Origin of the sequence: Nocardiopsis sp. LDBS0036, from assembly GCF_041228755.1 — a bacterium.
GTDB lineage: Bacteria > Actinomycetota > Actinomycetes > Streptosporangiales > Streptosporangiaceae > Nocardiopsis > Nocardiopsis dassonvillei.
The window spans coordinates 2,954,325-2,965,348 of record NZ_CP141103.1; the positions used below are offsets into that span (position 1 = coordinate 2,954,325).

Here is an 11,024-nt window from a genome sequence, read left to right on the forward strand (position 1 = left end):
GAACTTCTGGGCCACTGCGTGATTCGGTGTGAACTCCCTGGGCCGCAAGGAGCCCACGACCGTGGTGGTTCGGATTGGGGTCGCGGGGCGCCGGACCTCGTTGTCCCCGCCCCGCCCGGTGCCAAGGCTACTGGCTTTCGGGCCCGGGGGCAGGACCAACACCGTTACAGGGCGGTTGCGGAGTGTTAGAAACAGATTGCGGTGATCGGTTACTGCGTACACGGGCCACCACCTACCCCCGAACAGGGGGGACATGTCGTTACCGAGCCGTTGCCTGGTGGACCGCGGTCATCACGGCCCGGGGGTCGGTCAGGTCGGGCAGGACGACGACCGCTCCGGCCTCGCGCAGCTGGCCCTCGGTGGTCGAGCCGTTGAGCACCGCGACCGGGGTCGCGCCGCCGATCACGGCGGCGCGCACGTCCGGGGCGGAGTCGGTGATGAAGACCGTCTCCTCCTCGGAGTAGACCCGGCCGCCCTCGCCCGAGGCGTGCAGGCGGATGGACTGGATGAGGCTGGACTTGGGGTAGTTGACCGAGCCGTAGCCGCCGATGGCCAGGTTGAGGTAGGTGTCCAGCCCGAAGGCGACCAGTTTGGCCGTGGCGTTGGCGCGGGTGCTGCCGCTGACCACGGTCTGGACGGTGTCGGGCATGGAGGCCACCGCCGCCAGCGAGGCCGCGGCGCCGGGCATGACGCGGCCCTTGGAGAGCAGCTCGTCCGAGCGGTTGCCGAAGGACTCCTCCAGGGCGTCGAGGAACTCGCCCAGGGAGCCGGTGTCGGGTTCGACGTCGACGTAGTTGCGGGCGCAGAACTCGAAGAACATCTCCGAGTCGGTCCGGCCCGCCGACGAGGTCAGGTAGACGAGGGGCTCACCGGTGACCTTCTCGAAGGCCTCGGCGTAGGCCGCCCTCGTCACCCGTCCCACGTCGAGGAGGGTGAGGTCGATGTTCCATAGCACCAGGCGGCTGATGGCGAACTCCTCGGGGCGCGACGGGGTGGGGCCCCTCCATCTTGCCGTATGGGCGCACAAGGGCGGAAACCTCCGTCCGGGTCCGGCCGGGAGGCGGAAGGGCGGCCGGGCCGGCCCGCGGGCCGGGCTTCACGTCCCCGCCGGCTGAGGTGGGCACGCGTTCGCGCCCCGGCCCCGCCAGCGGGCCGTCGGCCTACGGCCGCGTGGTCGAGGTCTCCTCGACGAGGTAGCGCAGCTCCTGGACCGCGAACCACATCAGTTCGTGGTCCTCCACCGCTCCCGAACCGGGGTCCTGGACGGCCGCCGCCACGTCCGCGACGGCGTCGGCGTCGTCCACGTGCGCCGACGCCAGCTTCTTGAACGGAACGGCCCCGGTGACCCTCACCCGGACCACGCCCCGCCCCGCGCGGCCCGCGCGCTCGACGACCTGGTCGGGCATGTCCGCGGCCAGCACCACCCGTCGCCGGGGAGCGCCGGAGTCGGCCGCCAGCAGCGCCAGCGACTCCCCGGCGGCGGCGTACATGGCCTCGTACTCCGCCTCCTCCACGTCCTCGTCCGGGCCGGGGTCGGCCGCGAACGCGGTCAGCGGCACGCCCTCCAGACGCCCCTCCTCCAGCAGGCGAGCCAGGGCGGGGATGGTGCTGGGCAGGAAGACGTACATGCGAGCGGCTCTCCAGGATGCGGGATGAACACACCAAGTGTGCCAAACCCCGGGCTCAGGCCGCCCGCTCCCCGGGCACCGGGGGCGCGCCGTCGCCGTCCGGCGCCAGGAAGCGCTCCAGCTCCAGCCGCGTGGTGTCCACGTCGGTGTGCAGGATGCCGGTCATCCCGAGTTCCTCGGCCGTGCGGACGTTGTGCTCCAGGTCGTCGATGAACACGCAGTCCTCGGGGCGCAGGCCGATCCGCTCACAGGTGTGCAGGTAGATGCGGTGCTCGGGCTTGCGCATCCCCACCTCGCCCGAGATCACCACCGCGTCGAAGGTGGTGTCGAAGTGCTCACGGGGATAGCAGTTGCCCCAGGAGTTGGACAGCAGGGCGGTCACGGCCCCGGCGGTCCTGGCCTCGCGCAGGGCCTCGTACATGTCGTGCACGGGGTCGAACTCGCAGAACATGCGGTTGATCAGCCCCTCGGCCACCACCGGGCCGCCGTGCGTGCAGCGCAGCAGGGCCGCCAGCTCGCGCTCGAACGCGCAGGTGTCGATCTCGCCCCGCTCCAGCGCGTGCACGAGGTTCTCCCCCTCGACGCTGCCGTCGAAGTAGGGCCGCATGACCTCGTGGTAGTGCTCGACGTCGATGCGGTCGGCGTGCAGCCAGGCCCGGATGCCCACGGGCAGCGGCGGTGTGAGGACACCGCCCCAGTCGCAGATGACCCCTCGCCGGGTGCCGTCCATCCGATCCCCTCCTCCGGTCGTCGGTGACCTCTCCCCCCAGACGCCCGCGGGTCGGGCGGGGAAGCGTTCTTCCCGTTCCCCGCCCGTTTCAACCCCCGGCGAAACCCGGCCGGTCAGGTGGTCAGCCCGGTCCCGATCTCCACGTCGGCCGCGGGGATGTCCACCGGCAGCTTGCCGGAGGGCTTCACCTGTCCGGCGACGACCCGCGCGGCGGCCGCCCGCGACACGTCCATGGACGAGTACACCGCCACGAACGCCTCCGCCTCCGGGAAGGCCGCCAGGTCGTAGGGCGTGCCCTGGGACACCACGACCACCGGCAGCCCCTCGGCGCGCGCGGCCTGGACCAGGCCGCTCTGCTCCGAGGCCCCGCTGCCGCCCCCGGTGCCCACGACCACGGCGTCGGCCCCGCTCTCCACCACGTCGATCCCGGCCTCGGTGAGCGCGGCCGCGATCTGCTCCGCGCCCACCCCCCGGACGCGGACTCCGCTGCCCTCGGCCAGGGGCAGCAGGTCGCCCTCGTTGCGCAGCAGGGTCGCGGAGACGTCCGCCACGCGCTGGGCGGCCTCGGCGTGCTCGGGGTCCTCCAGGACCGCCGCGGCGCCCTGCGCGTCCACCGGTTCGGCCTCCAGGATCCCGCGCTTCTCCTTGAGCGCCAGGACGCGCAGCACGGACTCGTCGATGCGCTCCTCGGTCAGGCGGCCCTGCTCGACGGCCTCGCGGATCGCGGACACCGCGGCGGCGGGGTCCGGCGGCATGAGCAGCTGGTCCACGCCCGCCTCCAGCACGCGCACGGCGATCTCGCCGTCGGAGTGGCGCTGGCGCACACCCTCCATGTTGAGGGCGTCGGTGGTCACCACGCCGTCGTAGCCCAGCTCGTCGCGGAGGATGCCGTCGATCAGCTCCGGGGAGATGGTGGCGGGCTCGGGGTCCTCGCTCCCGTCCAGCTGCGGCATGAGCACGTGGGCGGTCATGATGGCGTCCACGTCGGCGTCGATGGCCGCCCGGAACGGCGGCAGGTGCCCGGCCTCCCACTGCTCGCGCGGCATGTCGATGACGGGCAGGCCGCTGTGGCTGTCCACGTCGGTGTCGCCGTGCCCGGGGAAGTGCTTGACCACCGACACCACACCGGCGCCGGAGTAGGCGTCCGACTCGGCGACGGCCATCTGCGCGACCAGGTCGGGGTCGGATCCGAAGGAGCGGATGCCGATGACCGGGTTGCCGGGGTCGGTGTTGACGTCGGCGTCGGGCGCGTAGTTGAGGTTGACTCCCAGGGCGGTGAGCTCCTCGGCGGTGGTGGAGGCGCGCAGCTCGGCCAGCTCGGTGTCGCGGGTGGCGCCGACGGCCATGGCGTCGGGGAAGCGGGTGCCCACGGGCAGCCGGGCCACCAGGCCCTGCTCCTGGTCGATGCCGACGAACAGCGGAACGCCCCGCCCCTGGTCGGCGGCGAGGTCCTGCACGCCCGCCGACATGGTGGCGATCTGCTCGGCGTCGGTGAGGTTGGCGTCGAAGTAGATGAGGCCGCCGGGCCGGTAGGCCTCGATCTGGGCTGCGTTCTCGGCGGCCGAGGTGCCCTGCGCGGTCAGGACGAGGAGCTGGCCGATCTTGTCGTCCAGGTCCATCTCGGACAGCAGCTGGGGTGCGAGCACGGGCTCGAAGGGCTCGGCCTCGGCCGACGGCTGGGTTGCGCGGTCCTCCTGCGAGGAACCCACCTCCTCTGTGGTGCATGCGGTGGCGATCAGTGCGAGTCCCACGCAGGCCGGGGCCAGGGCGTGCGGAACGGACAGTTTCATGGCGGACTTCATCTCCGGCGAAATCGTGGGTTCGCCGCCGGAGAATACCCGTTGCGGCAGGCCCGGAGGCGGAACCGCCGCCACGCGGGCGCGCGTGGCGGCGGTTCGGGGCCGCGTTGGGCGGGGTGCGCGGGCCCGGGTCCGGGTCCGCGCGCCCTTCAGCCCCAGGTGAAGAGGGCGTCCCCCCGGTCGACCGAGCCGCTGGCCACCTCGCCCAGCGCGTCGGGCGAGGCGTCCAGGGCGACCACCGGGACCACCGACGGCCTCCCCTGCGCGGCCACCGAACCCGGCGACCAGCGGACCACCGGGGTGCCCGCCTCGACCTCGTCGCCCTCGGCGGCCAGGAGGGTGAACCCCTCCCCCGCCATCTGGACGGTGTCGATGCCCAGGTGCACGAGCACGCCCCGGCGGTGGTCGGGCGCCATCACCACGAACGCGTGGGGATGCAGCTTGACCAGGGTCCCCGCGATGGGGGACACGGCGTCCTGGACGCCCTCCTGCCCGCCCTCCTGGCCGGGCTCGGGGTGGACGGCGACCCCGGGGCCGACCATCGACTGGGAGAAGACGGGGTCGGGCACCGTTTCGAGGGACAGCGCCGTTCCGGGCACGGGGGAGAGTACGCGCAGCGTACCGATCACGTCTGGCATGGGGGGTGTCTTCCCTCCCTGGAGGGTTTGATCCTTCCTGGCGGGGCCTATTCGAGCAGGTCCCGAATGTCGTCGGTGAGGACGTCGGCCTCGGGACCGACCACCACCTGGACGACGTTGCCCGAGACCAGCACGCCGTGGGCTCCGGAGGCCTGGAGGGCCTTCTCGTCCACGAGACCGGGGTCGGCCACCTCGGTGCGCAGCCGGGTGATGCAGGCCTCGATGTCCTCGATGTTGTCCGCGCCGCCCAGACCGGCGACGATCGCCGCTGCCTTGTCCGCCATGTGTCCTCCGTGTTCTGCCGTGGAACGGGGTGTACCCGAAACCTGAGGGCGAGCTTAGGGGCGGGGCACCGCGCGCACCAGGGTCGGGGGCCGGACGGGGTGTTGTGCCCCGCTCAGGAGGTCTGCGTGACCTTGTTCAGACCGCGCGGGACGTCGGGGTTGTAGCCCAGGCGGCGGGCCAGGCGCTCGGTGAGCAGCTGGGCGGGGACGATGAGGTTCATCGGGGACACCCACTCGGGCACGTCGGGGACCGGCACGGACACGTCGCTGGCGGCGGCCAGGGCGTCGCCGCCGCCGAAGCCGAAGACCGGCGCCCCGGCGGAGCGGACGCGCTCGGCGAGGGAGACCGTGCCCTGGAGGGTCGGGCCGGTGGGCGCGGCCACCAGCAGCGCGGGGGTGCGCGGGTCCACCACGGCGATGGGGCCGTGCAGCAGGTCGGCGTAGGACAGGCCCATGGCGTGGAGGTAGCAGGCCTCCTTGAGCTTGAGGGCGGCCTCCAGCGCGGTGGAGAAGGCCATGCCGCGGCCGGAGATGACCGCTCCCTGGACCGCGACCATCCGCTCGACGATCTCCTCCAGGGCGTCCGAGGGCGCCGCGAGGGTCTCCTCGATGCCCTCGGAGACGCGGGTCAGGTCGCCGGGGTCCAGGTCGGCGCCCAGGCCCAGGGCCAGGACGGCGAGGGCGGCCAGCTGGGTGCTGTAGGTCTTGGTGGCGGGTACCGCGACCTCGCTCCCGGCCCGGGTGACCAGGGCGACGTCGGCCTCGCGGGCCAGCGGGGACTCCGCGCCGTTGGTGACGCCGACGGTGCGCGCGCCGCAGTCGGCGGCCCAGCGCATGGTCTCGACGATCTCCTCGGTCTTGCCGGACTGGGAGATCGCGACGGCCAGGACGTCGGACAGGTCGATCCGCGCCCCGTAGGTGGTGGCGATGGACGGCGAGCCCAGGGTGGCCAGGCGGCCGGTGTGCGCCTGGAGGAGGTAGCTGCCGTAGACCGCCGCGTTGTCGGAGGAGCCGCGGGCGATGAACAGCACGTGCCTGGTGCGGCGGCCCAGGGCCTCGATCTCGGGGCGCAGCGGCAGGAGTTCGGTGAAGGTGCGGCGCAGCGCCTCCGGCTGTTCGGCGATCTCGGAACGCATCACGCTCGTGGTGGTGGTCATGGAGGGCCCTTCCTGTGGGTGGCGCGGGCGGTGGACGCGGCGGAGCGCGCGCCTCGGCTGGCGGACGGCGGACAGGGGGTCGCGCGTGTGGTCCGGACTCCCGGGCGGACCCCTCGGTCTGCCCTGATAACAGGTGCGAACCGCCTGCCCTTGGGTGGATTGACACGCGGTCGGAGCTGTGGTCTAGTCCGGACTATACCAGTCGCGCCCGAATCGTCCCGGAGGAACCCGGGCCGGGTGCGCCGGACACGCAGGGTCCGTCCGCGCTAAGGTCTGACGCCAACTCCACCCGCCGACCGAGAAGGCCACCCGCTCCATGTCGATCGACCCCAGCAACCCGCTGCCCAAGTACAGCCAACTGCGCGACCTGCTCCTGGACTGGATCACCGCGGCGGGGCTGGGCGTGGACGACATGATCCCCTCCGAGCGCGAGCTCAGCGCCACCTACGGGCTCTCGCGGATGACCGTCCGCCAGACCATCGACCTGCTGGTGGCCGAGGGGCGGCTGTACCGGGTCCCCGGCAAGGGGACCTTCATCGCCCGCCCCAAGATCGAGATGTCCCTGGTGCTGGCCTCCTTCAGCGAGGACATGCGCGCACGCGGCTTCGAACCGGGGGCCCGCGAGCTGATCCGCCAGGTCATCCCGGCGAGCGGGCACACCGCGCGCATGCTGGACATCGCGCCGGGCACCCTGGTGCACCACATCGAGCGCATGCGCACCGCCGACGACGAGCCGATGGCCGTGGAGCGCTCCAACATCCCCGCCGCCATGGTCCCGGGCCTGGAGGACTACGACCTCGCCGAACGGTCCCTCTACGAGGTGCTGGAAAACGAGTTCGACATCCTGTTGGATTCCGGGGAACAGACCATCGAGGCCGGGATCTGCGACTCGGCCGACTCCCGACTCCTCGGCCTGCCAGCTGGGAGCCCGGTGCTGGTGATGCAGCGCCGGAGCTTCGCCAACGGACAGTGCGTGGAACTGGCGCTGTCCACCTACCGAGCCGACCGCTACCAGCTGCACTCCCGGCTGGACCCCCGGCGGCACGGCGACTGAAGTCCCGCGCCCACGAGGCGCGTGTCCGAGGAAGGACCCCCCATGAGTTCGGACCAGACCCCGACACCGACCGCGTCGCAGCCCCCGGGCGGCGACGCGGGCCGGTCCAAGCGCGGCTCGTCCACGCTCGCCGTCCTGCAAAGGCTCGGCCGCAGCCTGATGATGCCCATCGCGGTCCTGCCCGCCGCCGCGATCCTGCTCCGCCTGGGCCAGCCCGACCTGCTCGGCGCCGACGGCCTGGCCGGGCTTTCCGGGATGGGCTGGATGGAGCCGGTCGCGGGCGCCGTCGGCATGGCGGGCGACGCGGTCTTCCAGGCCCTGCCGCTGCTGTTCGCGATCGGTGTGGCGATCGGGTTCGCCAAGCGCGCCGACGGTTCGACCGCCCTGGCCGCGGTCGTGGGCTACCTGGTGTTCGACCGGGTGGCCACCTGGACGATGGTGACCTTCGACGGCGCCACCGGTGACCTGGGGTCGCGGCTGACCACGTACCCGCTGGCGGTGGACCCGGTCACACGCCAGCCCGTCACCGACCCCGAGGCCGTCAACGCGGTCATGCCGGTGATCAACCACGCGGTGAAGAACCCGACCGACGTGCTCGGCGGCATCGCGGTGGGTCTGGTGGCGGCCCTGCTGTGGCAGCGCTACCACCGGATCAAGCTGCCGACCTGGCTGGGCTTCTTCGGCGGTCGCAGGTTCGTGCCGATCGTGACGGCGCTGGCCGGTCTGGTGATGGGCGTGGTGCTCGGCCTGGTCTGGCCGGTCGTGGGCGGATGGATCCAGGACCTGGGCGAGGGCATCATCGGCGCGGGCGCGGTGGGAGCCGGGGCCTACGGGGTGATCAACCGCCTGCTGCTGCCGCTGGGCCTGCACCACGTGGTGAACTCGTTCATCTGGTTCGTGTCGGGCACCTACACCGCTCCCGACGGCACCGTGGCGCACGGAGAGATCACCCGCTACTTCGCCGGCGACCCGGACGCGGGCGGTCTGCTGTCCGGGTTCTTCCCGGTGCTGATGTTCGGCCTGCCCGGTGCGGCGCTGGCGATGTGGCTGGCCACGCCCAAGGCCCGGCGGACGCAGATCGGGTCGATCATGATCCCCGCGGCGCTGACGGCCTTCGCGACGGGCATCACCGAGCCGGTGGAGTTCGCGTTCATCTTCGTGGCCCCGGCGCTGTTCGCGGTGCACGTGGTGCTGACCGGCATCTCGATGGCGGTGCTCAACGCGCTGGACGCCCAGTTGGGCTTCGGGTTCTCGGCGGGTCTGATCGACATGCTGTTGAACGCCACCAAGGACAACACCCAGGGGCTGGGGGTGATCCTGTTGGTGGGCCTGGTGTACTTCGCGGCCTACTTCGGGATCTTCTACCTGCTCATCACCCGCTTCAACCTGCCCACGCCGGGCCGGGAGCGCGACCCGGACGAGCCGGGCGAGACCGTGCGGGCGCGCACCGGGGCCGACACGGGTGAGGACCCGCCGGGGGCCGGGGGGACCGCCGGGGGCGGGACGGGCTCGTCCGGCTGACCCGCCGGGACGCCCGAGGGCCCGCGGCCCGAAACCCGTGCACGGGTTTCGGGCCGCTCGTGTCGGGGCATCCGACGCACCAGACCGCATTCATCGGCCTCCCGGGAGGTGGGCGATGTTCAGGAAGGACGTGGCGGAGGGCATCCACTGCGTGCGGGACGGGTACGTCAACTGGTTCATCGTCGAGGACGAAGGGCTGCTGACGATCGTCGACGCCGGGGTGGGGGGCTCGTGGGACTCCCTGCGGCGGGCCCTGATGCTGCTCGGGCGGCAGCCCCGGGACATCCGCGCCCTGGTGCTGACGCACGGGCACTTCGACCACCTCGGGTTCGCGGAACGGCTCCGGTCCCGGATGGGCGTTCCCGTCCACATACACGAGAACGACGTTCCGCTCACACGGCATCCCCGCCAGTACGGGCACGCGCGTGCCCGTACCCCCTACTTCCTGACGCAGGTGAAGGCCTTTCCGATGGTCGCCTCGTTCGTGGGGCGGCGGGCGTGGTGGCCGAAGCCGATCAGGGAGGTACACCGCTTCCGGGACGGCGAACTGCCGGTGCCCGGGGCGCCGCGGGTCGTTCCCACCCCGGGTCACACGCTCGGCCACTGCGCCCTGCACTTCCCGGACCGCGGAGCGGTCATCGCCGGCGACGCCGTGGTGACCCTCAACCCGTACCGGGGCACGTACGGACCGCAGATCGTGTCGGGAGCGGCGACCGCGGACGAGGAGCGCGCTCTGGCGTCGTTGGGCGCGATCGCGGACACGGGAGCGCGGACCGTGCTCGTGGGACACGGCGAGGAGTGGCGGGACGGTGCGGAGAGGATGGCCGAGCTCGCCCTTCGGCACGGCCCCTCCTGACACCGCGACGGCGTCGCGGGGACGGTCGGCCCGCGCCCTAGAGGAGGCGTTCGGCCAGCAGGCCCACGCCGATGACGATCATGGCGGCCCCGGAGAAGCGGCTGACGGCGCGCGCGGCGGCGGGGCGGGTTCCCAGCACCGTGCGGGCGAGCACGCCCACGCACAGGTAGACCGCCCCGCAGCTGGCCGTGTGCACCAGGCCCAGGGCGCCGATCTGCGCGGCCATCGGCCACCCGCCCGCGGGGTCGGTGAACTGCGGCAGCAGGGCCAGGAACAGCAGCAGCGCCTTGGGGTTGAGACCGCTGACGCCGGTGCCGGTCAGCACCCGCGAGCCCCAGGAGGAGGGCACCGCGGCGCCGCCCGCTCCGGGCACCGCGGGACGGGCCAGGGTGGCCGCTCCGAGCCACACCAGGTAGACGGCGCCCGCCAGGGTCAGGCCGGTGAGCACGGCCGGTGTGCTGGCCACCAGCGCCGCGACCCCGCCCGCCACGACCCCGGTGAGGGCGACGTAGCCCAGCAGCAGCCCGGACACCGCCGGGAGCACCGAGCGGTCCCTCAGCCCGGCGGAGATGGTGTAGGCCCAGTCCGCCCCCGGCACCAGGATCAGCAGGACCGACACCGTCCAGAACGCCGCGACCGAAGCCGGTTCCACGGCCACCCCTCTCCTCGAAACTCCTGTTCAGAGGGGAAGAGTAGCCACAAAACGCCCGAAAATGGTTCCACTTCTTGCGGCTGGAACCGCCGCTGGTGGAAGAATCTCCTCCATGGACAACGTCGACCGGAAGATTCTTGCGGAACTCCAGGAGGACGGCCGTCTGAGCGTCACCGAACTGGCCCACCGCGTCGGGCTCAGCGTCTCCCCGTGCCATCGCAGACTGCGCGAACTCGAACGCGCCGGGGTGGTCAGCGGGTACCGCGCGGTCGTGGACGCCGAGGCGGTGGGTCTGGGCTTCCAGGCGCTGGTCTTCGTCACCATGCGCCAGGAGGACCGGGACACCGTCGTGGCCTTCGAGCGGGCGGTCGAGGACATCCCCCAGGTCGTCCAGGCCGAGCGCCTGTTCGGCGACCCCGACTACCTGCTGCGCGTGGTCAGCGCCGACCTGGCCGCCTTCCGTGTGCTCTACGACGAGTCGCTGGCCACCCTGCCCGGCGTCCAGCACCTGAGTTCGACGCTGGTGATGAAGCACGTCGTGCGGGAGCGGCCCCTGCCCGCCTGAACCCGGGTGCCCGTGTCCGGGCGGCGGTCCGGAGCCCCGGACACGCTTGCGGAGCGGTCGGCGGACGCGCTCGGGCGCGGCCCCCGTGGGAGCCGCGCCCGAGCGCGTTTCGTTCCGGCTGCCGCCGGGGCCTACCGTCC

Annotated in this window: 11 protein-coding genes and 1 pseudogene; 4 read left to right on the forward strand and 8 right to left on the reverse strand. The window is 72.6% G+C overall.

Annotated features, from left to right (window positions below; all coding sequences use genetic code 11):
* Positions 1-259: 259 nt before the first annotated feature.
* The 7 genes and pseudogenes from UIS43_RS12310 to UIS43_RS12340 form a co-directional block, all read right to left on the reverse strand.
* On the reverse strand, positions 260-955 hold the full coding sequence (locus UIS43_RS12310; RefSeq protein WP_026338138.1) for an HAD family hydrolase: 696 nt from the start codon (positions 953-955) through the stop codon (positions 260-262).
* Positions 956-1,160: 205 nt separating this feature from the next.
* On the reverse strand, positions 1,161-1,628 hold the full coding sequence (locus tag UIS43_RS12315; RefSeq protein ID WP_013154732.1) for a hypothetical protein: 468 nt from the start codon (positions 1,626-1,628) through the stop codon (positions 1,161-1,163).
* A gap of 55 nt (positions 1,629-1,683) precedes the next feature.
* Positions 1,684-2,358, reverse strand: a complete 675-nt coding sequence (locus UIS43_RS12320; protein WP_019608085.1) for an HAD family phosphatase — start codon at positions 2,356-2,358, stop codon at positions 1,684-1,686.
* A gap of 113 nt (positions 2,359-2,471) precedes the next feature.
* Positions 2,472-4,148 carry a glycoside hydrolase family 3 N-terminal domain-containing protein gene (locus UIS43_RS12325; RefSeq protein ID WP_370013178.1) on the reverse strand — a complete coding sequence of 559 codons (1,677 nt, stop codon included), beginning with the start codon at positions 4,146-4,148 and terminating at the stop codon, positions 2,472-2,474.
* A gap of 158 nt (positions 4,149-4,306) precedes the next feature.
* Entirely contained in the window at positions 4,307-4,795 is a 489-nt protein-coding gene (locus UIS43_RS12330; protein ID WP_013154735.1) for a PTS glucose transporter subunit IIA, read from the reverse strand.
* A 47-nt stretch (positions 4,796-4,842) separates the two neighbouring features.
* A pseudogene (locus UIS43_RS12335) lies at positions 4,843-5,091 on the reverse strand (glucose PTS transporter subunit EIIB); the annotation flags it as partial.
* 101 nt (positions 5,092-5,192) lie between these two features.
* Positions 5,193-6,236 carry an SIS domain-containing protein gene (locus UIS43_RS12340; protein ID WP_013154737.1) on the reverse strand — a complete coding sequence of 348 codons (1,044 nt, stop codon included), beginning with the start codon at positions 6,234-6,236 and terminating at the stop codon, positions 5,193-5,195.
* Positions 6,237-6,552: 316 nt separating this feature from the next.
* Between UIS43_RS12340 and UIS43_RS12345 the strand changes: the two genes are divergently transcribed.
* From UIS43_RS12345 to UIS43_RS12355, 3 genes are all read left to right on the forward strand, one after another.
* Positions 6,553-7,290, forward strand: coding sequence for a GntR family transcriptional regulator (locus tag UIS43_RS12345; RefSeq protein ID WP_013154738.1), 738 nt, complete (start codon positions 6,553-6,555; stop codon positions 7,288-7,290).
* 42 nt (positions 7,291-7,332) lie between these two features.
* On the forward strand, positions 7,333-8,811 hold the full coding sequence (locus UIS43_RS12350; protein WP_013154739.1) for a PTS transporter subunit EIIC: 1,479 nt from the start codon (positions 7,333-7,335) through the stop codon (positions 8,809-8,811).
* Between the two features lie 115 nt (positions 8,812-8,926).
* Positions 8,927-9,667, forward strand: a complete 741-nt coding sequence (locus UIS43_RS12355) for an MBL fold metallo-hydrolase (protein WP_013154740.1) — start codon at positions 8,927-8,929, stop codon at positions 9,665-9,667.
* 37 nt (positions 9,668-9,704) lie between these two features.
* Here the strand turns inward: UIS43_RS12355 and UIS43_RS12360 are convergent, their stop codons facing one another.
* Positions 9,705-10,319 carry a LysE family translocator gene (locus UIS43_RS12360; RefSeq protein WP_232238524.1) on the reverse strand — a complete coding sequence of 205 codons (615 nt, stop codon included), beginning with the start codon at positions 10,317-10,319 and terminating at the stop codon, positions 9,705-9,707.
* 112 nt (positions 10,320-10,431) lie between these two features.
* Here UIS43_RS12360 and UIS43_RS12365 point away from each other — a divergent pair, with 112 nt between their 5' ends.
* Positions 10,432-10,884 carry an Lrp/AsnC family transcriptional regulator gene (locus UIS43_RS12365; protein ID WP_370013179.1) on the forward strand — a complete coding sequence of 151 codons (453 nt, stop codon included), beginning with the start codon at positions 10,432-10,434 and terminating at the stop codon, positions 10,882-10,884.
* The last annotated feature ends 140 nt before the right edge of the window (positions 10,885-11,024 follow it).